This is a genomic window from Croceicoccus sp. BE223, from assembly GCF_031457155.1.
In the GTDB taxonomy this organism is placed as follows: Bacteria; Pseudomonadota; Alphaproteobacteria; order Sphingomonadales; family Sphingomonadaceae; genus Croceicoccus.
In genome coordinates, this window is the sequence record NZ_JAVDWB010000007.1 from 77,700 (window position 1) to 100,997 (window position 23,298).

Genomic DNA, 23,298 nt, shown 5'->3' on the forward strand with positions numbered 1-23,298 from the left:
CCCCTAGCCCATGCTGCCCGACAGCCGGAATTTTTGGAAAGAACTAAGCGATGCCCACTTTGAAACTGACCGTGAACGGTCGCCCCGTCAGCCGGGAGGTGCCAGGACAGCTCTTGCTGGTGCAACTCCTGCGCGAAGAACTCTCGCTGACCGGAACCCATGTCGGTTGCGATACCACGCAATGTGGGGCCTGCACCGTCCATCTTAACGGCCGCCCGATCAAGAGCTGCACAACGCTCGCAATGTCCTGCGAAGGCGGCGAGGTCACGACCATCGAGGGGATCGCCGACGGCGCGAACCTGCACCCCATGCAGGAGGCATTCCGCGCCAACCACGGTCTGCAATGCGGCTACTGCACGCCGGGCTTTGTCATGGCCTCGATCAAGATCGTCGAACGCCTCGGCCCGGATTTCACCGACGAGGAGATCCGTGAGGAGCTGGAAGGCAACATCTGCCGCTGCACCGGCTATCACAACATCGTCAAATCGGTCCGCGCCGGGGCAAGGGCGATGGCGGCGCACGGCGGAAGCGCGCCCGTCCGTCGCGAGGGCGAGGAACGAGTGGTAGATAGCACTAGGTCGATGCTGGAACAGATATCCGAACTCGATCCCGAATCCAACGAAGCACACGACGCGGCAAGCGGAAAGGCGAAATAAGGCGATGCACGCATTCGACTATCACCGCGCTTCCGACGTCACGAGTTCGCTCGCGCTTCAGAGACAGCTGGGGGATTCGCGCTTTCTTGCCGGCGGGCAGTCGCTCCTCCCCATGATGAAGCTGCGTTTTGCGCAGACAGCGAATATTGTCGACTTGCGCGACTGCGACGAACTCTGTGGCATCGCCGTAGAATACGAGACCTTACGCATCGGGGCCATGACCCGGCACGCCGACGTCGCCGCCAGCAAGGACGTGCGCGAGGCGATCCCCGCGCTGGCCGACCTTGCCGGATGGATCGGCGATCCGATGGTCCGTTCGCGCGGCACCATGGGTGGATCGATCGCCAATGCCGATCCGTCGGCGTGTTACCCGTCGGCCTGCCTTGCGCTGGCCGCCACCATCAACACCACGGGCGGCGACATCGACGCTGACGATTTCTTCCTCGGCGTTTTCGAAACCTCGCTGGGCGAAGGTGAGCTTGTGACGGGCGCGGAGTTCGCGATCCCCGATGCGGCATCCTACCAGAAATTCCGGCATCCGGCGTCGCGCTTCGCCTTGGCGGGGGTTTTTGTCGCTCGCTTCGGCGAGATCGTCCGTGTCGGTGTGACGGGAGCGGCCCGCAGCGGCGTCTACCGATGGCTGGAGGCAGAAGAAGCGCTGAGCCGCCAGTTCAGCGTCGAGGCGCTGGAAGGCATCCACACCCCGATCACCGAGATGAACAGCGACGTTCAGGCCGATGCCGAATACCGCGCCCACCTCGTCGACACGATGACCCGGCGCGCGGTGCTCGATGCCATGACCCGCAGCCGCGATTGACCGGCAGGGACCCGCGAACATGAAAGGGGCGGCGCGCCATGCCCGGCACGCCGCCCACTCTCTTTACCGGTTGAGGGGCTATCAGGGCCGCATCAGCTGACCGCCGTCGACCGACCAGGTCTGGCCCGTTACCCACGACGATTCTTCGGAACACAGGTAGAGCACCGTGTTCACGATATCCTGCGTTTCGCCCAGGCGGCGCAGCGGCAGCGCCTCGATGATGCCCTTCAGGCGATCCTCGGGCACCGAAGTGCGGGTCGCCTCGGTATTGGTCGGCCCCGGTGCCACGCCGTTGACGCGGATGTTGTCGGGACCCAACTCCTTGGCCAGCGCGATGGTAAGTCCGTTCACGCCCAGCTTGGCAAGGCCATAGTAGTTGCCCGCATAATAGGCGGCCGTCGACGACTGGTTCACGATCGAACCGCCGCCGCGCGCCTTCAACGCCGGATAGGCGGCGCGCGTCATCAACAGGACGCTTTCGAAGTTCACCGCCATGAACCGGCGATAATAGTCGAGCTCGATTTCCATCCACGATTTGCGGCGCATGCCCGCAAAGATCGCCGCGTTGTTGATGAGGAAATCCAGGCCGCCGAATTCCGCCACGGTGCGCTCGACGCATTCGGCGCAACTGTCCTCGCTCGACACGTCGGTGCGCGTGTGGATAGCACGCCCCCCTTCGGCGACGATTGCTTCGGCCACCGTGCGCGCGTTATCTTCGTTGATCTCGGCAACGACGACTGCCGCCCCCTCGGCGGCGAGCGCCTTGGCGTAATGCTCGCCGATGCCCTGTCCGGCACCGGTGACGATCGCCACCTTGTCCTTGAAACGCATAATCTGGTTTGCTCCACTTCGGATGGATTGATCAGCTGATAAGCTGGACGAAATCGGGAGCTCTATCGCTCGTATAGAGAGCGTCCCCGGCGCGCAGTACGGCCTCGATCGCGTCGTCGGAAACGAGACCGGCCAGCACCTCGCGGAACTTGGCCGCGATGTCCTCCTCGCGGGCCGGGTTGGCCGGATGGCCACGCGGCGCGGGCTGGAGGGCAGTGGCGTTCCTGCCGTCCTTGAGGACAACGCGGGCGTGGCCGAATAGCGGATCGCTTCCGGCCGGCACTTCCATCGCGGACGGCTTCACCCGGTCGGCCAGCGCATTGATGGCCGGATCCGCCCGGATCGCGGGATCGGCAAGATCCATGATGGCAACTTGGCCGCGAACCACGCGCAGCGCGCAGGCAAAGGCGAGGCTGAACTGGGCGCTCAGCATGTCGTGCGGGTGAAAGATCGCCGCACCGTGCGGGATCGCCCAGTCGACGATGCCGATCTCGATCGTCTCGATGTCGTAAGCGCGGACGGGTCCTGCGCCCGCTTCGAGTTCATTCAGCGCCTTGCCCACGGCGTCGAGCGCGGCATGAGTCGTGCCGACCATGGGGTAGAGCTTCACGAACGTGTTCATGATGTGCCAAGTCCCGTCCCACAACAGTTCGGGATCGAGATGATCGCGCTCTGAAAACAGCTTGTGGATGCCGCGCAGCCCTTCATAGATCGTGAGTGGACCGGTCAGGCCCGCTTTTGCCAGGACTGCCGCCTCAAGGCCGGCGCGGCTGGCCATGCCGGCGTGAAAACGCTTCACCTCGCCGCCCGACTGGTCGTATTCCATCGTGCCCGATGCGTCGCTGCCCGCAATCGCGAGGGCGTTGGCGATCTGCAGCGCGTCGAGGCCCAGCACCTTGGCCGCGCCCGCTGCCGCGCCAAACACGCCGCCTACCTTCATCCCGTGCCACCCGATGTCGAGCGTGCGGCGATTGATCGGCCCCATCGACCAGACCATCGACTGATAGCCAGCCACGATCGCGGTGAGGAGAGCCTGTCCGGTGATCCCCTCGCGCTCAGCCAAGGCCAGCACCGCCGGGATGACGCAGACACCGGGATGGCCGCACAGCCAATGCGCATCGTCGTATTCCAGCGCATGGCCGAAAGCTGCGTTGGCGTAGGCGGCATAGGCGGCCGTCGCCCGCCCCCCGCCGACGAGCCCGCATTGCGGCGCGGTGTCGAGATCGGCCAGCAGGGCGCGCGCCGGCTCCACCTGCGGCAGCGTCGCGCCGCGCCGCGCAACGCCCAAGTAATCGAGGAGCAGCAGCCGCGCGCGGGTACGCACCTCTTGCGGAATGCTTTCGTAGGTGAGTGAGGCGATCCACTCCGCCTGCCGCCCGGCCAGGGTCTTGCTGAATTCGACGGGTGCTGCTGCTTGGGCCAAGTTCTCTCTCCGCTAGGGCCGACTGGTGGTCGCCGTGTCTGCGGCGTCTTCCTATCCCATTTCTCCGCCTTTTACCGGACGGGTGCGTGCGCTTTATGCGTTTACGACCCATAATTACCCGGGCGCGGACCGCGGGCGGGCCGGCCGCGCGGCTTCCCGGCCGCCCTTCCGCTTGACCACGAGGCGCGATGGCACGCTAATGGGCCTGTCGGCAGATATCCGGGATGCCTGAGAGATTTGACATGAGTGACAGTTTTCCCCGTACCGACGGCCGCTTGCGCAGGCTTATCGACATTCGCGCCGAGGATGACGGCGCGGTCGTCGCATGGCTGGAAGACGATTTCCACCATTTCGGGATAACGCTGGAGCATGACGGCACCGTCATCACCGACATACGCGCCGCTGCGCCCCGCGTGCCCTTCACCACCTGCCCGCTGGCGGGCGCGCATCTGAAGGGAATGATCGGGAAGGCCATCCTGCCGCGATCGAGCGACGTCGGCGCCATGATCGACATGCGCCAGCAATGCACCCACATGTTCGACCTGGCAGGTCTCGCCATGGGGCATGCCGCGTCGGGGCGCAGGCATCGCCGCTACGAGGCGCTGGTCGAGGATCGCGAGATCATTGCCTGGGAACCGGGCCGGCGCCGCCTGCTAGGCCCCGGCACCGCCCGCCTGCTGCGCGACGGCGAGGAAGTGCTGCACTGGGAGCTCGACAAACGGGAGATCAGCGGCCCTGCCGACTGGGCGGGCCAATCGCTGACCAAGGGCTTCCGCGCCCGGACCGAGGCGATGGACATCGCCGATGCCGAGGCCGCCACCGTCCTGCGGCGCGCGGTCATGGTCGCGTCAGGACGAACGCTCGACCCCGATACGATCCGCACTGCCGCCGATCGCGGCCAGAGCGGGGTGTGCTTCACGTTCCAGGAAGAACGGCGCGCCACCGCGCTCAACGTGCGAGGTGCGGCAAGGAACTATGAGAACGGCAGCGACGGCATGCTCTCCATGCTGGACGAACGGCCGTAGGGTCTTCAAACCATCAGCAGTCCGCCGTCGACCATGATCGACTGTCCGGTGATGTAGCCCGCCGACGGCGAGGCGAGGAACGCGACCGTGTCGGCAATCTCGCGGGGCGTGCCGGCGCGGGGCACGGCGGGGGCGATCATGCCGCGCTTCGACGGATCGGGTGCAGCGCCGCGCGCATCGCGAGCCACCGCCCTGCTGGTCTGGATCGTGCCGGGGCAGACGGCATTGACGGTAATCCCCTTGTCGCCCAGTTCCTGCGCCATGCTCTGGGTGATGCCCACCACCGCGAACTTCGACGCACAATACGCCGTCCGGTCGGAGAACCCGCGCTTTCCGGCGCCAGATGCGATGTTGATTATCCGACCGTGCGTCGCCTCGCCTTCCTGTCGGGAAAGCATGTGACGCACGGCCGCCGCGCTCATCAGGAAAGTGCCCCGGGTGTTGATCGCCATGACCGTGTCGAATGCCTCCACAGGGATATCCCACGATGGCCCGCGATCGGCGCCATGCGCCGCGCCCGCGTTATTGACGAGGATGTCGAGCCGCCCCATCCGTTCGACCGTGGCAGACACCATCGCAGCGGCGTGATCCGCGCGGGAAATGTCGCCGGTGATCGCTGCGCTGCGTCGCCCGATCGCGGCGATTTCCTCGGCGAGAGTGCCGATGCCCCGCCAGCTATCGCGATCGCCTTCCGCCTCGCCGAGGTTGCGTATGCCTTCCGCGACAAAGTCCGTCACCACGATGTCCGCGCCCAGTTCCGCGAGCCTCAGGGCGACAGCCCTGCCGATGCCGTCCTGCCGACCACACCCTGTCACCAGCGCGACCCTTCCTGCAAGTCCCTCCGCCAACACGCTTCCTCCGGACCATCGATGTCACATGCCCGGTCCGGAAATAAGGGCGCGCAGAACGGGTCGCCAAGTCCTATCGCCGCCCGGCCCGGAGGAATCGTCTGCAATCGAGCCTTTTTGGGAGCCTTTGCGTTCAAGTGTCCGCGTTGACAGCAGTGACCTGCGGGTTAGTGCGGATCAAACCCGCAACAGTAGGGTTTCCGGCTGTGGGAAGATCTCGCGGCCGCTGCACGGCGAACGGACGACATTGGTCAAAACTGCATCCACTGAATCCGATACGGAAGTAGAAGGGGAAAGCACCACCGTCGGCGCGCCCCTGCGCGATCCGACGTTCCGGCGCATCTGGGGCGCGAGCCTTCTGTCGAACCTGGGCCAACAGATGCAGGCCGTCACCGCCGCCTGGACGATGCTCCAGATCACGCAACAGGCAGACCTCGTCGCCATGGTGCAGAGCGCGTCCATGCTGCCCGTCATGCTCCTTGCCATCGCTGCGGGCGCGATTGCCGACATGTACGACAGGCGCCGTGTCGCCATCGGCGCGCTGTGCATCTCGTTGGCCGGTTCGACGCTCCTCGCGATGGCGGCGGCGCTTGGCGTGATCTCGCCCGCGCTGATCCTGCTGGGCGTTTTCATCACCGGCACCGGGATTTCGCTCTACTCACCTGCATGGCAGGCCTCGGCTGCCGAGATCGTCGGCGTCAGGCAGCTTCCCGCAGCCGTTGCGCTTTATTCGATGTCTGCGAACGCCGCCCGCAGCGTCGGGCCGGCCATCGGCGGCTTCGTCATCGCCTCTGCCGGAATGGTCTTCACCTTTTCGGTGAACGCGGTTCTCTACATCCCGATCATCGTCGCGCTGTTCCTGTGGAAGCGCGAGACGCCGCCCCCTCGCTTGCCACCCGAAAGGCTGGACCATGCGATGCTCGCCGGGCTTCGGTTCGTGCGCTATTCGCCGCCTGTCATGCGGGTCCTGCTGCGCTCGCTCGCCATATCGCTGGGCGGTGCGGCGGTCTATTCGATGCTGCCGCTCGTGGCTGATGCGCAACTGGGCGGCGGGCCGGAAGTCTACGGTTTCCTCTTGGGCGGGTTCGGTCTGGGTGCCGTCAGCTTCGCGCTGCTCACCAGCCGTCTGCGCGATCTCTTCAGTTCCGAAACGATCCTGATGGGCTGTTCACTGGGGCTGGCGGCGGCGCTGGCGACCATCGCCCTAAGCCCGTTCCTTGCCCTCTCGGTGCTGGCCACCTTCGCTGCCGGCGGGTCGTGGATGATCTCGATCGCCACTTGCAACGTGTCGGTACAGGTCAGCTCGCCGCGCTGGGTCAGCGGCCGTACGCTCGCCGCGTTCCAGGCGGCAGTGGCGGCCGGTCTTGCCCTCGGTTCGCTGTTCTGGGGCGTTTTGGCGGCAAAGCACGGCGTGGCCGTGGCGGTGGGCGCGGCATCCGCACTGATGGCTTCCACCACCTTGTTGCGATTCGTGCTGCCGATGCCGCGCGTTTCCTCGGCCGAGGCCGCCCCCCCGCCCAGTAGCGATCCCTTGATCAAGATGGACCTGACCGGGCGAAGCGGGCCTTTGGTGGTGGAGATCGAATACCGGGTCCACGCGAACGATGCCCGCAAGTTCTATCACGCCATGCGCGACGTACGTCGCTCGCGCGAGAGAAACGGGGCCTACGGAACCTCGCTCGCGCGCGACATTTCGGACCCCGATCTGTGGGTTGAACGCTTCCACTATGCGACGTGGAACGATTATCTCCGCGCCCGCGACCGGCCCACGGTCGACGATCGCAATTGGCGCGACAAGGCGCTTGCCTTCCAGGTCGAAGGGGTGCCCCTCCGCATCAGGCGCTATCTCGAACGACCGACCGGCTCCGTCCGCTGGCGCGAGGACACGATCGATCCGGGCGACGTACTGCGCGTGCCGGTCAGCCTGACGGCCGTCGGCTCGCACTGACGGCATTCACGGGGCGGCGTTGGGGAACGGGATGCCTCGCGCCGCGATCAGCGCCACGGTTGCATCGTAAAGCTCGCGCGCGCGCTGGCTATCGGTGGAGTGGAGCTCGTAGCCCTTGAACGGATGCGTTTCGCGCCCGGCGATGCGCGACAGTCCGCAGTCCTCCAGCACCAGTCCGCCGACAGATTCCAGCTCGGGCGCAATTGCTGCCCAAACGCTGGTCGCGGCGCCCTGCTGCGGAGTCGTGAACACCGATCCGCCTGCACCGCTCTCCCCAATCTTGAGCATTTCCTGCATCCGTTCGGGCGTGTGGTGGCGCTGCAGCCCCGTGACCACAGAGCCGGGAAGCACGCAGTTGGCAAAGATGCCGCTGGCATGCCAACGCCGCGTCGCCTCGACCGCGAATAGCGAAATGGCCGCCTTGGATTCCCCATAGGCGACACGTTGGTCGATCTCGCGACGTTCCCATGACAGATCGCCGATCGTGGTAGCCCGCCCCTTGTGCCCCGCCGATCCCAAAAGGACGAGACGCGACCCGCGCGCGGCCAAGAGCGGCCACAACTCGTGGACCAGCAGGAAATGACCAAGATAGTTGGTGGCAAATCGCAGCTCCAGCCCGTTGGCCAGCCGGTCCTGCGGCGTCTGCGCGATGCCGGCGTTGGCGATCAGCACGTCGATCCGGCCGATTTCGTCGCAAAGCTCGCTTGCAAAGCGTGCGATGTCCGCCGGATCGGCCAGGTCGAGCGCTACAAGCCGGTGCCTTCCCTCGCCGCATTCGCTGAGCGTATGGATCACCGCCTGACCCGCATCCATGTTGCGCCCTGTCAGCACGAGGTCCGCTCCCGCCTCGGCCAGAGCCTTGGCTGTCTCGATGCCGAGACCAGAGGTTCCTCCGGTGATGAGCACGGTCTGACCGGAAAGATCGCTGTCGCGTGCCACATCCATCGCGGTCGTCGTCATGCCTCGCCTTCCCCCCTGAAGATGCGGTCCTGCCACGGATTGGCATAGTCCCAGTCGCGCTGCGCAATGGTGGAAGGTTTTGCGTCCAACATCTCGTCCAGCATCCTGTCCAGCGCCTCGTCGAAGCTGCTCCGGCACGGCCCGGTGATGGCCATGCGCTTCGCAGTGTCGGTCACCGTGCCGGCAGCAAGCCCCGGCACGGTCCGCACGATGACATTTGCCTCTTGCCCTGTGCGCCGCGCGATGCGGGCAATGACGTCCCGGCTGATGGCCGTCTCGTCCCCGCTCCAGTTCACCGTGAGCGCCGCGGCAGACGCAGCTTCGAGCAGCGGCTCGACTTGCCATGCCATGTCCTCGACGTGGACCGGGTTGTGGGCGTTGTCATGAGCGGGCAGCACGATCTCGCGCCCGGCGAGGATCGCCTCGACCTGCTTGCCATAGTAGGCGCGGTGCGGCCCCATGACCGTGTTGAGCCGGGCGATGGTGATCGGCAGACCACTGGTGCGCGCGGCCAGCCGGGCAACTCCTTCCAGCGCGATCTTGCATACCGCACTCGTTTCCGCCGCCACCGAAGGACCAGCCCCCACGGGATCGCCCTCGCGGTAGCGGTGCAGGGGGTCGGGATGCCCGCGATAGACGGCGCTGGACGAGACGACCAGCGCCGAGCGCGCGCGCCGATAGCGGTGGAGCAGGAGCCCTGCCCCCTCGACGTTCACGCGCATCGCTTCCTCGAGGCGGTCGGCCGGCAGCCGGGTCCAGGCGAAATGCAGCAGGTGGTCGATCTGGTCCGGCAGCTCCGAAAACCCACCCTCGGCAAGATCCGCCCGGCACGGCACGATGCCCAGCGCCGCCACGCGCTCGCGCGACAGGTCGTCCGAAAACCGCGCCTGTCCGAACACCTCGTTGTCTTGGGCCAGTGCGGCCGCCACCGGCAGGACGGCCTTGCCGGTCACTCCGGTCACCAGGATCCTTCGGTCTTTCACGCAAGCGCCAGGTCTGGGTGGAAGCGTGCGACATAGCGGGCCATGCGCCCACGCACGTCGGCCTCGTCTATGCCATAGGCTGCAAGTTCGTGATCGTGCGCGCCAAAGCGGCCGCGCGGCTTTTCGCGCATACGGGTTTCCAGGTTCGCCCGATACGCGTCGCTCATCTCCAGCCCGAGCGATGTGTAGAGGGCGCAGATCGTACCCATCGTATCCCGGCCGAGGTCGGCCTGCCGCACGTCCACAAACCTGTCCTCGCCCAGCCGGTCGCGCGCGGCCATCGCCCGGTCAACGCCGAGCGCCTGGAATTCAAGCTGCTCCCGACCGATCTCGAGCGGGTCGACCGTCGCCCCGCCCTGCTTCTCGCGCACTTGCGCGCAGAGGCTGCAGACCGACGAGATGGCGGCGACGGGGTTGCGATGGGACCATACGAAGATACTGTCGGGAAAGACCTCCGCGATCGCTTCGAGCGCGAAGAGATCGGGCGGCAGCTTCAGGTTCCAGCGCATCGCCGGCCTTGCCCATTGCAGCACCTTGAGCACGCGGGCGAGGTATTGGTAACCCGGCGTCAGGTCCTGTTCCAGCGCCCATTGCGTCCACGTGGGAATGCGGAAGAGCGTGGGCCACTGCAAGTTGAGAAAGGTGAGCGCCATCAGCAAGCCGTGTTCGGCCGGATCGTCGTAGTTGTTCGGCAGAATCTTCTGCCGCCACGGCATCTCGGCAAACGCTTCCTTGAACTCGGCGCGGATCTCTGCGATTCGGGGATCGTGCTCGCCATGAGAGCCGGTTTCGGGCGGTGTCAGGCGCTTCGATTCCCAGCGCGGGATGGATCGGAGCGCCGGATCCTCCGACAAGTGCTGGGCTAGGGCGGTCGTTCCGCTGCGCGGCATGCCAATCTGGAAAATCGCCGGGGCTACGGGCGGATCGAGAACCTCGGGGTGGCGGGAGATGAAATCCTCCAGCCTAAGCCTTTCCTCCAGGTGCCCGGTCAGCAGCGCCTCCGCCTTGGCCGCACCCTCTTCGGACAGGCGCGCTTCTTCGCGCAGAGAACTGCACAGGATGTCCAGCGACTGGCGGAACGGGGCACTTCCGAATTCCTGCAGGCCGGTATTGGCGCGCGCGCGCTCGATGAGTGTCTGGGGATTAAGCGACATCGGTGTGCTCCCTTCGTGCGCGCTTAAGCTGGTCGTCGCAGAGCGCGGAATGTTCGAGCATTTCGATCATGATGCCATCGGGGTCGGTCAGCATGACCGAATAGGCATCGCGACCCTTCGAATAAGTCGGCTCCGACAGGAAGTGCACGCCGTCTGCGCGCCAGCTTTCGTAAAGACCCCGCACGTCGTCGGTGACGAACGCGAGGTGCGGCGATCCGACTTCGTTGGCGGGCAGGGCGCGGCAGTGCTCGCCTGCCGAGCGGGTGAAGCAGATCAGTTCGAGGATGAAATTCCCGTCCGACAGGAACGCGACATCGAGCGCCGCATCCTCGACCCCGGTCATGCAATCGACCCGAGGACCTTCGTGCGGGCCGTCACGCCTCTGGACAGACAGCCCGAACCGGCTGCTGTAGAATTCCACCGAACGGTCAAGATCCCCGACGGTCAGGCAGACATGGTTGTAGCGCGGCGTCATCTTCACTGGATCCTGTTGGGGTCGAATTCACCGGGATAGATCACGCGACCCGCTTCCACCGCGGCGGCGATATCCTGCGCGGTGCAGTCGGCCGTGGGGGTGAAGCCGGGCGCCTGTTCCCAACGCACTTCGCTGATCGCCTCGTCGCTGGCAAAGAAGGTGCGGCCCGTGATGTCCTTTGCCAGATCGCTGACCAGCCATGTGACCGCCAGGGCCGGTCCGCGCAGGGAGAACTTCTGCCGCACTTCGTCGGTCAACATGCCGGCAGATACCGATTTCGCATTTTCCCAACCCCGGGTGACGCCGCGCGGCGATATGCACACGCTGCGAATGCCGTGTTCCTCGCCCTCCAGCGCGATGGTCTGGGTGAGCGAGATGGTCCCGCCCTTGGCCGCGGCATAATTGGCCTGCAGCGCCTTGCCGCGCAACGCCGTGCGCGACGTGGTGTTTACGATCACGCCCCCGTCGCCTTGTTTCATCATCTCGCGGAACGCCATTTGCGCCAGGGTGAAGCTGGCATTGAGGTGCACATCCATAATGGCGTTCCAGTCGGCCAGGCTCATCTCGGCAAACGGACGTTCGCGGAAGATGCCTGCATTGTTGACCAGAATGTCGAGCCGTCCGAATTCGCGAACGGCCCTATCGATCATCGCCTGCGCGGAGGCGGGGTCCGACACGTCGCCGTGATCGGCGACCGCCGTGCCGCCGGCCTTGCGGATTTCCTCCACGACGCTCTCGGCCATCGGCGGTCCGGCAGCCTCGCCGTCGCCTTCGGGTGTGGTGGAAAGGTCGTTCACCACGACCGATGCCCCTTCTTCGGCGAACATCAGGGCATAGGCACGGCCCGTTCCGCCGCCCGCACCGGTAATCAGTGCGACCTTGCCTTCCAGTAATCCTGCCATGATCACATATCCTCGATGATCGTCACGTCGGGGCGGCGTGCGCGAATCATGCGCTTCATGCCCTCGCGCCAGTCGACCTTGCACTCGCAGCCCAGCGCGATGCGGCGCGAATGATCGCCGATCCAACTGGCCGCGCGCGGCCTGTCGTCATATTCGAAGATCGGTTCCTTCCCGACGAGGCGGCCCAGATGGCGGACCCAAGCCTCCACCTCGACCCCCTCGTCCCCGCCCCAGTTGACGATGGTTGCGGGTACGGTCGCCTTTTCCAGCATGATCAGCGCATGGCGGGTTATGTCGTCTTCGTGGATCGGCGCCTGAAACCAGCGCTGGCCGCGCTGGAGCCTGATCGGTTCGTCCGCCAGCAGCTGGTCAAGCTGCCGCCCCGGCAATCCGCCATCGAAATAGGGGCCGCCATAGGCGACATTCATGCGCCCGATGATCGTAGGCAGATCATAGATCCGGCACAGTGAACGCACCACGCCCTCGGTCGCGGTCTTCGACACGCCATACATGGGTGCGAAATAGGTCGATCCGCCCAGCGGCTCATCCTCTGTAAAAACGTGTTCCGGATCCGGATGCGCGGCATAGCAGCCAGTGGCCGACACGTGCAGGAAGCCCTTTGCATCGCGATAGCGGTGCATGAGGAAGGCAGTGCCTTCCGCATTGTCGCGCATCCCTTCATCCATGGTGGTGGGCTTGGTATTGGCGGCGGCGTGAAAGACGTAATCCACCTTTTCGGGTGCCTCGTCGAAATCCCGCGTCACGTAATCGCCCCGCACGCAGGTCACGCCCGCCGCTTCCAGCGCTTCGCGCGATCCCGGCGCGGAAAAGCGCGCCAGCGCAATAACCTCGTTGTCGCCCACCAAACCGCGCGCCACTGCGCCCGCCAGCTGCCCGGTCGCGCCGGTCACCAGGATCGTCTTGCCCTTGATCGCCATTACAGTATCTCCGTCGCCTTGCGATTACGCCACGAGCGGGCCGCCAAAGCGTAATGCAGCGCTGCCCAGAAAAAGAAGATCACGGTCAGAAGGAGCGCCCAGCGCAAGGATTGCTCGCCGCCGATCAGATCGCTTGCCGCGCCCGTGAAGTAGGCAAGGCACCCGTTCCCGACGAGAATGGACGCGATCTTCGCGACCGAGAGCACCGATCCGCGCATGTTCGATGCGGTCATGCTGACCAGCGTGGCATAACCGGGCCCGGTGTTGATCCCCATGAAGAAGGCCAGGAGAGCCATGAAGGCCAGCGCCGGAACCAGCGAGTTCATCAGGCACATCGCGATGCCCGCAAGGCCGGCACAGATCGTCCCGATGGCGGGCACTGTCGCCATGCGGGCGGCGTCGCCCTTGGCATAGCGGTCCGCAACGAACCCGACGACGAGCGAACCCACCATCATGACCAGGCCGACGGCAAGGCCCACGGCCATGGCGGCGCGCTCCGTGCTCATCCCGTGAATGCGGACCAGGAGCGAAACCGTCCAGACCATCACCGCGTATTGCACGCCCGTCATCAGCATGTTGGCCATGATCGCATGACGCAGCGGCAGCGATTTCACGATGGTACCCATCGCCTTGCGGTAGCTGACCGGCTCCTTTGCGGCGACGCCCTCGTCGTCGAACTGTCCACGCCGGGGCTCCCTGCAGGTGAAGAACAGCAGGGCGGCAAGGATCAGCCCGGGGATCGCCGCGATCATGAACAGCGAGCGCCATCCGAAATGAAGCAGCAGCCAGCCGCCGACGAGAAAGGTGATCATCTGCCCGGTCGCCGTGCCGGCATAGTAGAGGCTTACCGCCGTCCCGCGGCGCTCCTTGGGAAACAGGTCGCCGATGAGCGAGAGGCTACCCGGCGAGGCAGGCGCCTCGGACGCACCGACGCCCACGCGCGCCAGCACCAGCATGGTAAAGCTTTGCGCAAAAGCGCCAACGGCCGTCAGCAAGCTCCAGATCGTGGAGCTGATGGCCAAGAGGATGCGCCTGTCCATCCGGTCGATCAGCCAGCCGGTCGGCAGCGCGGCAAGCGCGTAGGGCACCGAATATGCGAAGCCTGTGAGCAGGCCCAACTGCGAATCGCTTAACGCGAACTCATTCTTCAAAGGCTCGACGATGACCGAGGGAATTGCCCTGTCGATCGAGCCGAAGATGTAGATCAGCGCCAGAAGCAACAGCATGTACCAAGGGCGATGCGCGACTGGCTCGCCGGCCCCGGACGTGTGGACGGTCTCGGTCTCGTGCGGCTCCTTTGCAGGAACCCTCGTGCTCAGATCCTGCAAAATGCACCTCCGCTGACTATCATCGTTTCTCCCGTCACGAAGGAGGCCTCTTCGCTGGCAAGGAACGCTACTGCAGCAGCGATGTCGTCCGTGCGGCCCAGCCGCTTCACAAGCTGCAGTTCGTTGACATATTTCTCGCGCCGCTCCTGCGGAAAGCGCGCCATGGCTTCTTCAGAATCGACGAGGCCCGGGGCCACGCCGCACACGCGGATGCAGTCCGCGGCCAGTTCCTTGGCAAGCGCGACAGTCAGCCCGTTCACTGCCAGCTTGGAAATGCCGTAGGCGTTCTCTCCCTTGTAACCTGCCATCGAGGATATCGTGACGATCACCCCTCCGCCGCGCTCGCGCATCGCCGCGCGGCTGGCGCGCGCGCCGTTGACGATGCCGATCACGTTCACGTCCATCAATCTGCGCCAGTCGTCGCCCGAAAGCTCGCAGGGCGTTTTGGTATAGCCGGTCAGGTGCAGCCCGGCATTGGCGACCAGCACGTCCAACCGCCCCAGCCGCGCGACCACGTCGCGGACTGTGGCGACGATGCTCGGCTCGTCTGCGACATCGCAGCAGAACGCCTCAGCCTCGATGCCGTCCGCCCTGAGCCGCGCTACGGCATTCTCGGCATGGCCCATATCGAGGTCGGCGATCGCGATGGACGCTCCCTCGACGCCCAGCCTGCGGGCGACGGCGAAGCCTATGCCGCGCCCCCCGCCCGTCACTATCGCCACCTTTCCGGAATAGCGCATCACTCGGTTCTCTCCCTTTATGAGGGTGATTGTTGCGTGAGCGATCGATTTGCCCAAGGTTCGACATCGACGTTTTCAGGACCGTCGCACCTTAGACCGCGCAGGGGCTTCCTTGTCAGGCAGCGGCAACGGAGGATATTACTGACGCTTCATCAGTTTGGGAGATAAAGAGTTGACCTTCCCAGTTTGGTCTTCCGACGTCCGCGAAACCGTCACCGAGGTCCTGGCACGCGCAGTTGCCAATTATCCAGACAACATCTGGCTGGATTTTCAAGGCGAAACCTACACTTACGCCGACGTAGACAACCGTTCGACCCGCCTGGCGCATGGCCTCCTGGCGCGCGGCGTCAAGCGTGGCGACCGGGTGTGCAGCCTGCTCGACTCGAACGTCGATTCGATCTCGCTCTGGTTCGCGGCCAACAAGATCGGAGCGGTGCACGTGCCCGTGAACACCGCCTACAAGGGCGGCTTCCTCAGCCACCAGTTCGATGACGCCGGCGCGCAGGTTCTTGTAATGGAACCGGACTACGCTCTTCGCCTGAACGACATCGAGGACGACCTTCCGCAGGCGACCCACGTTCTGGTCCGCGGCGACGAAGAGCCCCTGCCGACCTATAACCGCCTCAAAGCAGAGCGCCTGTCCGCGGCTTACGTCGATAAGGACGAGGCGATCCCCGACGAGAACAAGCCGGGCGAACTGTGCATGCTCATCTTCACCGGCGGCACGACCGGCCCGTCCAAGGGCTGCATGATCTCGCACAACTACTGTTGCAACGTAGCACGCCAGATCCTCAAGCGCGAAGCGCGCGACGAGAAGACCGTGAACTGGACTCCGCTTCCGTTCTTCCACATGAACGCACTGGGCGGCTCGGTCCTGTCCTCGGCGATGGTGGGTGCGCGCGTCGCGGTCTTCCCCCGTTTCTCGGTCTCCAAGTTCTGGGATGATATCGAACGTTCGGGCGCAACCATCGTAAACTTGCTCGGCTCGATGCTGACCTTCATCGCCAACGCACCCGAAAACGAAGCTGCTAAGCGCTGCTTCGGACAGGTTTATGCGGTGCGCGGATCGCCCTTCCCACCCGACATACAGCGCATGTGGAAAGAGCGTTTCGGCGTCAAGATCACTGGCTCGCACAACTATGGCCTGACCGAGGCCGCGCGCGTCACGACTCTGGCCGACCACGAGGAAGGCCCGCTTGGCAATGCCGGAAAGATCAACGAGGATTTCGATGTCCGTATCGTCGATGACGAAGACAACGAAGTCCCGATCGGCCAGCCAGGCGAGATCATCATCCGCCCGCGCCACCCCGACATCATGTTCATGGGCTATTGGAACCGTCCCGAAGACACGCTCAAGATCATGCGCAACATGTGGCTCCATTCCGGCGACATCGGCCGCATGGACGAGAACGGCTTTCTGTTCTTCGTCGACCGCAAGAAGGACTACCTGCGCCGCCGCGGCGAGAACATCTCGAGCCAGGAGCTGGAAGCGACCTTCAAGAAGCATGCGTTCGTCAAGGATGTGGCGGTCCACGCCGTGCTTGCCGAAACCGAAGACGAGGTTAAGGCAACCATCACACTGCAAGATGGCGCCAGCATCTCCGAAGAGGAATTGTGCAAATGGTGCGTCGACAAGGTCCCCTACTTCGCAGTGCCGCGCTTTTTCGAATTTCGTGACGACCTGCCGCGCAATCCCGTGGGCCGTGTGCTGAAGTACCAACTGCGCGACGAAGGCTGCACTGACACAACGTGGGATCGCGAGAAGTCGGGTTTCGCGCTTGACAAGCGATGATCCTCGGCGACGCTTGAAAACAGCTGGTGCGGCCATCGATGGCCGCACCTCCTGTGCGCTTTGCAAGGGCGATTTCTAAAAAGGGCGCAGCCTGCTCGGCCTGATTAGTTCGAGGCCGCGCCTTCGATGTCGCCCTTGAAATAGTCCCCAGACTGCCCCTTGGCGGCCGGCATCTCGTCCAGGAAAGGCACACCGCCGCTCAGCGCGCTGGCAACCAGGAATGCCGCGGTTTCCACTTGGCGCGGACGGGTTGCCCTGTGCGCCGACGGCAGGCGGATGACCTGCGCGGTGCGTTCCAGCATAGCAAGCAGGACTGACACAGTCGAGGCAGGATCGAGCCTGCGCTCCTCCGGCAGGTCCTCCTGCAATTCGCGGACCTTGTCCTGAAACCGCAAGAGAAGCGGTTCGATTGAACGGCGACGCGCATCTATGAAACGCTTGTCCCCCTCGTCCGCGACGAAATTGCGCACCCGCAAAAGGGCGTGATGCTTGTCCCAGATCGAGAAGTACATGTTCACCAGCGCACGCGAATTCTGCAGGAGCTTGTTGCGCGGCCAAGGGCTTTCCATCAAATTGATGATTTCCGGACTCGCCTGGTTCACTCGCTCGATCGCGGCGAGCGCAGCATCGCTCACGGTTTCGAAATAGATGTAGAATGTTGAAGTCGAGACCCCCGCACTCTGCCCAATTTCAGCAACCTTGATTTCGCGCAGCGGCCTGCGTCCGAGCAATTCGGTCGTCGTCGCGATGATTTTCTCGCGGGTGAGAAAGCCCTTGCTCCCCATTTCTTGACCATAAAGATTCTGCTTTGGACGAGCCATGGATGTAGTCACCTAGATTGAAGCGCAGTGAGCATTGCGAAATAGCTGACGCCCCGTCAAGTTTGCGAACAAACACAGGGAAGGATCCTGATGAACGCCGTTCAAAGACTTTCGCTGAAGGGCAAGGTTGCAATCGTCACCGGCGGCGGTGGAGGCATCGGCCGAGCCTGCGCACTCGCCATGGCGGAGCTTGGCGCGGACCTCGTGATCGCCGATATCGTGCCCGAACGGTGCGACGAGGTAGCGGCGCGCATTTCCGAATTGGGCTGCACCGCCCTCGCCTTTCCAACCGACGTGATGAACACCGACAGGATCCGCGAATGTATCGCGGCTTCCGACGACAAATTCGGTCGCATCGACATTCTGGTCAACAATGCGGGCGGCGTCGCCTATAAACCCTTCCTCGAGCAGAGCGAGCGCAGTTGGCGCCGGCACATCGACATCAACTTCGTCTCCATGCTGGCCGCTACGCATGCGGCCGCGCCGATCATGGCGCGTGGCGGCCGCGGTGGCTCGATCATAAACGTGGCATCGATCGAAGGGATGCGTGCGGGCCCCAATGTCGCCGTCTATGCGGCGTGCAAGGCGGCGATGATCAGCTTCACCCGCTCGATGGCGCTGGAGCTTTCGGGAGACAACATCCGCGTCAACTGCATCGCACCCGATCATACCATCACGCCGGGTGGACGCGGTAACCGCAGCGGTCCGGTGGACGAGAGCAAGTGGCGCGTGCCTACCCCCGAACAGGACGACCGGATGCGCCGCGTGATCCCGCTCCTGCGCGAGGGCGAGGCCTACGAATGTGGTGACCTTGCCGCGTTCCTCTCGTCCGACATGGCATCCTACATCACCGGGGCGATAATCCCGATCGATGGAGGCACATCTGCTGCCATGGGCTGGGTCCGCGGATCGCAGGGCCAGTGGACACAGATGGAAGGCCAGAGGGCCGACCGATGACTACGCCTATCTCCCCCGTCGTCGACCTGACCGGCAAGTCGATCCTGATCACCGGCGGCGGCGGCGGGCTGGGGGCTGACATGGCCGCCCTGTTCACGCGGCTGGGCGCTCGGGTCCTGCTTGCCGACATCGCGCAGGACAGCGCCGAGGCCATGGCAGCGAAGGTGGGCAACGGCGCTCTGGGCGTTCGCTGCGACATCTCGGACGAGGAATCCGTGGCGGAACTAGCCGATGTCGCGCGCTGCGAGTTCGGGCGGATCGACGCTCTGGTCAACAACGCCGCACATGCCGATCTTGCCGGCGACCTCGATCTCCTCGGCACCGATACCTCGGTCTGGCGGCGCACGGTGGATGTGAACCTCACCGGCACGATGTTGGTCTCGCGCGCCATTGTGCCCATCATGATCGCAGGCGGCGGCGGTTCCATCGTCACCATCGTCTCGCGTGCAGGTATCGCCCCGCCGCTTTCATCCCGGCGTCTGACCTATTCAACGACAAAGGCCGGGCTCATCATGCTCGCCCGCCACATGGCTGTTGCCTATGGCAAGAAGGGCGTCCGCAGCAACTCGGTCGCCCCCGGCACGATCGAGACCGAGCGGATGTTGCGTGACCTCAGCGCGGAACGCCTCACCCAGTCGCGCGCCAACGTCCTGACCCCTTCGCTGGGCAGGCCCGAGGACATCTCGAACATGGTGGCCTATCTTGCCAGCGACGCGGGCCGCTTCATCACCGGCCAGACGATCCAGATCGACGGTGGCGTACTGACGGGGCTCCACGAATGAGTAGCGCGACCTTTGACCTGTCGGGCCGCGTCGCCATCGTCACCGGCGCGAGCGAGGGGATGGGCCTCGCCTCCGCGCAGCTCTTCGCGGCAAGCGGAGCGCGGCTTGTCGTCACGGCACGCACAAAAGACAAGATCGAGGCAGTGGCCGAGGATCTCAATTCCCGCCACGGCCATTGCGGGACGGTCGCCGTCGCGGTTGCCGGAGACCTTGGCGACAAGGCGCACCTGCGTTCCCTCGTGGAAACGGCGGTCGAATGCTTCGGTGCGTTGACGACGCTCCTTTGCTCTCCCGCCATCCGCCCTTGGCTCGGCAGTTCGATCGACACGCCTGATGACGTGTTCGATGAACAGCTTCTCTATGTCCTAAAGAGCCGCTTCTGGCTTTCATCCATGGCGATCCCCCACATGATCGCCGCAGGGACCGGATCGCTGATCTACATCGGTTCGGGCTCGGTATTCGAGGCGACGGGCGAGCGTTCGGTCAACTGCATAGCGCGGGCGGGTGAGTGGCAGATGATGAAAAACTTTGCCGCCGAGTTCGGCAAGTACAACGTGCGTGCCAACACGATCGCGCCAGGCATGGTGGAGTCGAGCGGGAGCAGAACCCTGTTCGAGAGCGAGGAAGGCGCGAGGCGTATCGCCTCGCTGCCTCTCCGCCGCGGCGGCCGCACCGACGAGATTGCCAATGCCGCCGCGTTCCTGGCTAGTGACGCCAGCTCGTTCACGACCGGAGCGGTCATTCCGGTGGACGGGGGAAGATTGCTGCACGCGGTCGATTCCATGTTGCTCAAGAGCGAGGGGCGCGAAACGTGAGCCCTTTGTTGCCGCACGAACGAAGCGCGGTGCTGGACCTGCTGGCGGCCGTGAAATACGCCAAGGACGACGAGGACGCTTCTCGGTTCGAGGCTTGCTGGTCACCCGAGGCGCGCCTCGAAATCTGTTCGAACGGGACGAGCATGGAACCGGTATCGGGCCGCGAAGCCATCATGGCCTTCTACGCGCGCGTCTGGCAATCGGGGGGTCACGGCAAGGCCGACCTGCGCGAAGTGCACGTGGCCGAGCACCCCGATATCGTACGCCTGTCCGACAGCCGTCTGCTCGCCCGCCACGCTGCCTCGTTCTTTTATGCCGAAGGTGGAGAGCCGAAGTTGCGCGGGTTCGGTCAGTTCCATGACGAAATCGTGTTCGAGGACGGCGCGCCGCGCATAGCTCTCAGGCGCTCCACCCTGATCCGGCGCTGACCATGGCGATCGGCCGGAAGGCAGCAGAGCAGGGCACCAGCGGGAGCAAACCGTTCACGCTGTGGCTGGTGATGCCGCTGCTTCTCGTCACCATTCTCAATCCGCTGAATTCCGCGATGCTGTCGACCGCGCTCGTCCCGATCGGGCAGGCCTTTCCGGGGCAGGAAGAAATCGGTGGCTGGCTTGTCGCCTCGCTTTATCTCACCGCTGCCATCGCGCAACCGGTGCTGGGCAGCTTTGCCGATCGCTTCGGAGCGCGGCGCACACTGGTGTGGGCAACGGTGGTGCTTGGCGTCGGCGGCGTTGCGGGCATCATCGCCCAAGACATGGCTACGCTGATCGCGTCGCGCGTGCTGATCGGTTTTGGCACGTCGAGCGCCTATCCCTGCGCCGTCGCCATCATCCGCCAGCGCGCGCACCGAGCCGACATCGAACCGCCTGCGCGCATCCTAGGCTGGCTGGCCGCAGCCAGTTCCGTCGCCGTGGCGATCGGGCCACCGCTCGGCGGGGTGGTCACCGAATGGCTGGGCTGGCGCGGTGTCTTTGCCATCAACCTGCCGCTCGCCGTGATCGCCTTCGTCGCGATCTGGTTTGCCGTCCCCGCGCACGATCCGGCAAAGCATGGCCGCATCAGGATCGACTGGGCGGGCATCGCTCTGTTCACCGGGTTCATGACCGCGCTGGTGTTCTTTCTAATGCACCTCACCACGCGCTTCGACGCGCTGGCGCTCGGCCTCGGCCTGGCCGGGCTCGCCGTCTTCATCGTTGTCGAGCGGCGGCAGACGAAACCTTTCGTCGACGTCGGGTTGATCCGCGCGAACCTGCCGCTGACGCTTACCTACGGCAATCACATCGCCTTCAACTTCGTCAATTACTGCTTTTTCTATGCCATCCCGCAATGGTCGCAGGCCACGCTGGGCCTGTCGCTCACGGCATCGGGGTTGATGCTGATGCCGGTCGCGGTCGCCTCGTTCGTCGGCGCGCTGCTGCCCACGCGCGGGCGGAGCGGTTGCGCGATAGAGATCCTGGGCGCGGTCGTGCTGGTCTGCAATGCGGCTTCGCTGTTTCTGCTTTCGGCCTATCCGTCGACAGTGGGCATGCTGGTGGTCTCGTTCGGTTTCGGGACCAGCTTCGGCATCCTGAACATGAGCAACCAGCAGCGCCTTCTCGACTATGCCCCGCTTGACCAAAGCGGTTCGGCCGCCGGTCTGCTGCGCACGTCCGCCTACATCGGTGCCATGCTTTCCGCGCCACTCGTTGCCAATCTCCTGTCGGGCGGCGCGCACGCGGGCGCGCTGAAGGTGCTCGCAATGGCCACCCTGCCCCTCAGCCTCGTTCCGCTGATCACGGTTATTGCCGACATTTACCGCGGAAGGCACAGCCTTTCGGCCCACGAGCGCGAATTCCGCAAAGGATAATTTCATGACCCTGTCAGCCTTGCTCGACCATTTCCGGCCGGGCCGTACGATCTATTTGCCCGGCGCGACAGGCGAGATACTGGCGCTGGCCGATGCGCTGGCCGAAGATCCGGAACGCATGGCGGGCGTGCACGTGATCGGATGTCCGCTGCCAGGCATGAATACCTTCGACTATGCCGGGCTCCACGCCGATGCTTGCCAAACACTCTTCCTGTTTGCGCGACCTGGCCGACAAAGCTTTGCGCAAGGCCGGGTTCGCGTCCTCCCACTCTCGTATTTCGGCGCGGCGCGCTACATGGCCCGCGATGCTGGAATAGAGGTGGCGATGGCCCATGTCGCGCCGCCGCTCGACGGCGAAGGGCAAATGGCATCGGTGGGCATTGCCGCCGATTTCACCGCCATTGCGTGGCAGGCGGCCCGGGTGCGGATCGCCCTCGTAAACCCGCTGATGCCGGCCATGCCGAGCAGCCCGCACATCGATCTATCCCAAGCGGATCTCGTCGTCGAATGCAACAGCCCGCTGGTCGAGGTTCCCTCGGCATCACCCGATGCGGTGGGCCAGGCGATCGCCGACCATGTCGCGGGCCTGATCCCTGATGGTGCGGCGTTGCAGGTCGGCATCGGTTCCGCCCCTGCCGCCCTGTGGCGGGCGCTCGCCAGCCGCCGCAATCTGCGCCTGCGATCGGGCCTTGCCAGCGAGGACCTGCTCTATCTCTCCGATAAGGGTGCGCTGGCAGACGGCGGCCATGTCGCGGGCATCCTTGCAGGCTCGGCCGAATTCTATGCCGAGATGGCCCGGCGCGATCTGGTACGGCTTGCCGATACGCTGGAAACGCACGACGCGCGCGTCATCGGCATGGAGCGCGATTTCTTCGCCGCCAACTCCGCCCTCGCGGTCGATCTGTTCGGACAGGTGAACCTCGAATGGCAGGGGGCGCTGGCGGCAAGCGGTGCGGGCGGTGCCCCCGATTTCGCGTCGGCCGCCATGGCCTCTCCTGGCGGCAGCGCCATCACCATGCTGCCCAGCACCGCGGGCAAGGGAAAGATCAGCCGCATCGTGACAAGGCTCGACACGCCCACGGTATCACTGCCCCGAAACCTGGCCGACGTTGTCGCGACCGAGCATGGCGTCGCACGCCTGCGCAATCTGTCGCTGGACGAGCGGGCCGAGGCGCTCATCGCCATTGCCCACCCCGCCTTCCGTGACAGTCTGACCGGGCAATGGCGCGAGATCCGGTCGGCAATGGTTTAACCGCA

Annotated in this window: 23 protein-coding genes; 11 read left to right on the forward strand and 12 right to left on the reverse strand. The window is 64.8% G+C overall.

What is annotated here, in order from left to right; genetic code table 11:
* Nucleotides 1–50 precede the first annotated feature (50 nt).
* Both J2X37_RS14065 and J2X37_RS14070 read left to right on the forward strand, forming a co-directional pair.
* Nucleotides 51–656 carry a 2Fe-2S iron-sulfur cluster-binding protein gene (locus tag J2X37_RS14065; RefSeq protein WP_310022430.1) on the forward strand — a complete coding sequence of 202 codons (606 nt, stop codon included), beginning with the start codon at nucleotides 51–53 and terminating at the stop codon, nucleotides 654–656.
* Nucleotides 657–660: 4 nt separating this feature from the next.
* Entirely contained in the window at nucleotides 661–1,473 is an 813-nt protein-coding gene (locus J2X37_RS14070) for a xanthine dehydrogenase family protein subunit M (RefSeq protein ID WP_310022432.1), read from the forward strand.
* Between the two features lie 81 nt (nucleotides 1,474–1,554).
* Here the strand turns inward: J2X37_RS14070 and J2X37_RS14075 are convergent, their stop codons facing one another.
* Both J2X37_RS14075 and J2X37_RS14080 read right to left on the reverse strand, forming a co-directional pair.
* Nucleotides 1,555–2,304: an SDR family oxidoreductase gene (locus tag J2X37_RS14075; RefSeq protein ID WP_310022435.1), complete on the reverse strand. Its 750-nt coding sequence runs from the start codon at nucleotides 2,302–2,304 to the stop codon at nucleotides 1,555–1,557.
* A 31-nt stretch (nucleotides 2,305–2,335) separates the two neighbouring features.
* Nucleotides 2,336–3,727, reverse strand: coding sequence for an MmgE/PrpD family protein (locus J2X37_RS14080; protein ID WP_310022436.1), 1,392 nt, complete (start codon nucleotides 3,725–3,727; stop codon nucleotides 2,336–2,338).
* Nucleotides 3,728–4,002: 275 nt separating this feature from the next.
* Here J2X37_RS14080 and J2X37_RS14085 point away from each other — a divergent pair, with 275 nt between their 5' ends.
* Entirely contained in the window at nucleotides 4,003–4,752 is a 750-nt protein-coding gene (locus tag J2X37_RS14085; RefSeq protein WP_310022438.1) for a DUF2889 domain-containing protein, read from the forward strand.
* Between the two features lie 5 nt (nucleotides 4,753–4,757).
* Here the strand turns inward: J2X37_RS14085 and J2X37_RS14090 are convergent, their stop codons facing one another.
* Nucleotides 4,758–5,567 carry an SDR family oxidoreductase gene (locus J2X37_RS14090; RefSeq protein WP_310022442.1) on the reverse strand — a complete coding sequence of 270 codons (810 nt, stop codon included), beginning with the start codon at nucleotides 5,565–5,567 and terminating at the stop codon, nucleotides 4,758–4,760.
* A 280-nt stretch (nucleotides 5,568–5,847) separates the two neighbouring features.
* On the opposite strand from J2X37_RS14090, the gene J2X37_RS14095 reads away from it, so the two are divergent.
* On the forward strand, nucleotides 5,848–7,548 hold the full coding sequence (locus J2X37_RS14095; protein WP_310022445.1) for an MFS transporter: 1,701 nt from the start codon (nucleotides 5,848–5,850) through the stop codon (nucleotides 7,546–7,548).
* A 6-nt stretch (nucleotides 7,549–7,554) separates the two neighbouring features.
* On the opposite strand, the gene J2X37_RS14100 is transcribed toward J2X37_RS14095, so the two are convergent.
* The 8 genes from J2X37_RS14100 to J2X37_RS14135 form a co-directional block, all read right to left on the reverse strand.
* Nucleotides 7,555–8,508, reverse strand: a complete 954-nt coding sequence (locus J2X37_RS14100; protein WP_310022448.1) for an SDR family NAD(P)-dependent oxidoreductase — start codon at nucleotides 8,506–8,508, stop codon at nucleotides 7,555–7,557.
* Nucleotides 8,505–9,470 carry an NAD(P)-dependent oxidoreductase gene (locus tag J2X37_RS14105; protein WP_310022449.1) on the reverse strand — a complete coding sequence of 322 codons (966 nt, stop codon included), beginning with the start codon at nucleotides 9,468–9,470 and terminating at the stop codon, nucleotides 8,505–8,507. Before J2X37_RS14105 ends, J2X37_RS14100 begins: the two co-directional genes overlap by 4 nt.
* Nucleotides 9,471–9,487: 17 nt before the next feature.
* The gene (locus J2X37_RS14110; protein ID WP_310022453.1) at nucleotides 9,488–10,645 is read right to left on the reverse strand and encodes a sulfotransferase; all 1,158 of its coding nucleotides are present in this window, start codon (nucleotides 10,643–10,645) and stop codon (nucleotides 9,488–9,490) included.
* Nucleotides 10,635–11,120, reverse strand: coding sequence for a VOC family protein (locus J2X37_RS14115; protein WP_310022455.1), 486 nt, complete (start codon nucleotides 11,118–11,120; stop codon nucleotides 10,635–10,637). The genes J2X37_RS14110 and J2X37_RS14115 overlap by 11 nt, the downstream gene beginning before the upstream one ends.
* 2 nt (nucleotides 11,121–11,122) lie before the next feature.
* Nucleotides 11,123–12,022 (reverse strand): SDR family NAD(P)-dependent oxidoreductase, encoded by a 900-nt coding sequence (locus tag J2X37_RS14120; protein ID WP_310022458.1) that lies wholly within the window; start codon nucleotides 12,020–12,022, stop codon nucleotides 11,123–11,125.
* Nucleotides 12,023–12,024: 2 nt separating this feature from the next.
* Nucleotides 12,025–12,960, reverse strand: coding sequence for an NAD(P)-dependent oxidoreductase (locus J2X37_RS14125; protein WP_310022460.1), 936 nt, complete (start codon nucleotides 12,958–12,960; stop codon nucleotides 12,025–12,027).
* Nucleotides 12,960–14,186, reverse strand: a complete 1,227-nt coding sequence (locus J2X37_RS14130) for an MFS transporter (protein ID WP_310022462.1) — start codon at nucleotides 14,184–14,186, stop codon at nucleotides 12,960–12,962. Before J2X37_RS14130 ends, J2X37_RS14125 begins: the two co-directional genes overlap by 1 nt.
* 89 nt (nucleotides 14,187–14,275) lie before the next feature.
* On the reverse strand, nucleotides 14,276–15,028 hold the full coding sequence (locus J2X37_RS14135) for an SDR family oxidoreductase (protein WP_310022464.1): 753 nt from the start codon (nucleotides 15,026–15,028) through the stop codon (nucleotides 14,276–14,278).
* Between the two features lie 172 nt (nucleotides 15,029–15,200).
* Between J2X37_RS14135 and J2X37_RS14140 the strand changes: the two genes are divergently transcribed.
* Nucleotides 15,201–16,820 carry an AMP-binding protein gene (locus tag J2X37_RS14140; protein ID WP_310022466.1) on the forward strand — a complete coding sequence of 540 codons (1,620 nt, stop codon included), beginning with the start codon at nucleotides 15,201–15,203 and terminating at the stop codon, nucleotides 16,818–16,820.
* A gap of 104 nt (nucleotides 16,821–16,924) precedes the next feature.
* Here the strand turns inward: J2X37_RS14140 and J2X37_RS14145 are convergent, their stop codons facing one another.
* Nucleotides 16,925–17,641: a TetR family transcriptional regulator gene (locus J2X37_RS14145; RefSeq protein ID WP_310022468.1), complete on the reverse strand. Its 717-nt coding sequence runs from the start codon at nucleotides 17,639–17,641 to the stop codon at nucleotides 16,925–16,927.
* A gap of 90 nt (nucleotides 17,642–17,731) precedes the next feature.
* On the opposite strand from J2X37_RS14145, the gene J2X37_RS14150 reads away from it, so the two are divergent.
* From J2X37_RS14150 to J2X37_RS14175, 6 genes are read left to right on the forward strand one after another with little or no spacing between them, the layout of a single operon-like run.
* Nucleotides 17,732–18,598 carry an SDR family oxidoreductase gene (locus J2X37_RS14150; RefSeq protein WP_310022470.1) on the forward strand — a complete coding sequence of 289 codons (867 nt, stop codon included), beginning with the start codon at nucleotides 17,732–17,734 and terminating at the stop codon, nucleotides 18,596–18,598.
* Complete coding sequence (locus J2X37_RS14155; protein ID WP_310022471.1) at nucleotides 18,595–19,380, forward strand: SDR family NAD(P)-dependent oxidoreductase; 786 nt, start codon at nucleotides 18,595–18,597, stop codon at nucleotides 19,378–19,380. The genes J2X37_RS14150 and J2X37_RS14155 overlap by 4 nt, the downstream gene beginning before the upstream one ends.
* Nucleotides 19,377–20,195, forward strand: coding sequence for an SDR family oxidoreductase (locus J2X37_RS14160; protein WP_310022473.1), 819 nt, complete (start codon nucleotides 19,377–19,379; stop codon nucleotides 20,193–20,195). The genes J2X37_RS14155 and J2X37_RS14160 overlap by 4 nt, the downstream gene beginning before the upstream one ends.
* Nucleotides 20,192–20,623, forward strand: coding sequence for a nuclear transport factor 2 family protein (locus J2X37_RS14165; RefSeq protein WP_310022475.1), 432 nt, complete (start codon nucleotides 20,192–20,194; stop codon nucleotides 20,621–20,623). The genes J2X37_RS14160 and J2X37_RS14165 overlap by 4 nt, the downstream gene beginning before the upstream one ends.
* A gap of 2 nt (nucleotides 20,624–20,625) precedes the next feature.
* Complete coding sequence (locus tag J2X37_RS14170; RefSeq protein WP_310022477.1) at nucleotides 20,626–22,041, forward strand: MFS transporter; 1,416 nt, start codon at nucleotides 20,626–20,628, stop codon at nucleotides 22,039–22,041.
* A gap of 4 nt (nucleotides 22,042–22,045) precedes the next feature.
* On the forward strand, nucleotides 22,046–23,293 hold the full coding sequence (locus J2X37_RS14175) for an acetyl-CoA hydrolase/transferase C-terminal domain-containing protein (RefSeq protein ID WP_310022480.1): 1,248 nt from the start codon (nucleotides 22,046–22,048) through the stop codon (nucleotides 23,291–23,293).
* The last annotated feature ends 5 nt before the right edge of the window (nucleotides 23,294–23,298 follow it).

What these genes read in the sequence shown, in the direction of transcription:
- J2X37_RS14065 (WP_310022430.1), top strand. Translation starts at nt 51, where the DNA reads ATGCCCACTTTGAAACTGACCGTGAACGGTCGCCCCGTCAGCCGGGAG.
- J2X37_RS14070 (WP_310022432.1), top strand. Translation starts at nt 661, where the DNA reads ATGCACGCATTCGACTATCACCGCGCTTCCGACGTCACGAGTTCGCTC.
- J2X37_RS14075 (WP_310022435.1), bottom strand. Translation starts at nt 2,304, where the DNA reads ATGCGTTTCAAGGACAAGGTGGCGATCGTCACCGGTGCCGGACAGGGC.
- J2X37_RS14100 (WP_310022448.1), bottom strand. Translation starts at nt 8,508, where the DNA reads ATGACGACGACCGCGATGGATGTGGCACGCGACAGCGATCTTTCCGGT.
- J2X37_RS14110 (WP_310022453.1), bottom strand. Translation starts at nt 10,645, where the DNA reads ATGTCGCTTAATCCCCAGACACTCATCGAGCGCGCGCGCGCCAATACC.
- J2X37_RS14115 (WP_310022455.1), bottom strand. Translation starts at nt 11,120, where the DNA reads ATGACGCCGCGCTACAACCATGTCTGCCTGACCGTCGGGGATCTTGAC.
- J2X37_RS14120 (WP_310022458.1), bottom strand. Translation starts at nt 12,022, where the DNA reads ATGGCAGGATTACTGGAAGGCAAGGTCGCACTGATTACCGGTGCGGGC.
- J2X37_RS14125 (WP_310022460.1), bottom strand. Translation starts at nt 12,960, where the DNA reads ATGGCGATCAAGGGCAAGACGATCCTGGTGACCGGCGCGACCGGGCAG.
- J2X37_RS14130 (WP_310022462.1), bottom strand. Translation starts at nt 14,186, where the DNA reads ATGCTGTTGCTTCTGGCGCTGATCTACATCTTCGGCTCGATCGACAGG.
- J2X37_RS14135 (WP_310022464.1), bottom strand. Translation starts at nt 15,028, where the DNA reads ATGCGCTATTCCGGAAAGGTGGCGATAGTGACGGGCGGGGGGCGCGGC.
- J2X37_RS14145 (WP_310022468.1), bottom strand. Translation starts at nt 17,641, where the DNA reads ATGGCTCGTCCAAAGCAGAATCTTTATGGTCAAGAAATGGGGAGCAAG.
- J2X37_RS14150 (WP_310022470.1), top strand. Translation starts at nt 17,732, where the DNA reads ATGAACGCCGTTCAAAGACTTTCGCTGAAGGGCAAGGTTGCAATCGTC.
- J2X37_RS14155 (WP_310022471.1), top strand. Translation starts at nt 18,595, where the DNA reads ATGACTACGCCTATCTCCCCCGTCGTCGACCTGACCGGCAAGTCGATC.
- J2X37_RS14160 (WP_310022473.1), top strand. Translation starts at nt 19,377, where the DNA reads ATGAGTAGCGCGACCTTTGACCTGTCGGGCCGCGTCGCCATCGTCACC.
- J2X37_RS14170 (WP_310022477.1), top strand. Translation starts at nt 20,626, where the DNA reads ATGGCGATCGGCCGGAAGGCAGCAGAGCAGGGCACCAGCGGGAGCAAA.
- J2X37_RS14175 (WP_310022480.1), top strand. Translation starts at nt 22,046, where the DNA reads ATGACCCTGTCAGCCTTGCTCGACCATTTCCGGCCGGGCCGTACGATC.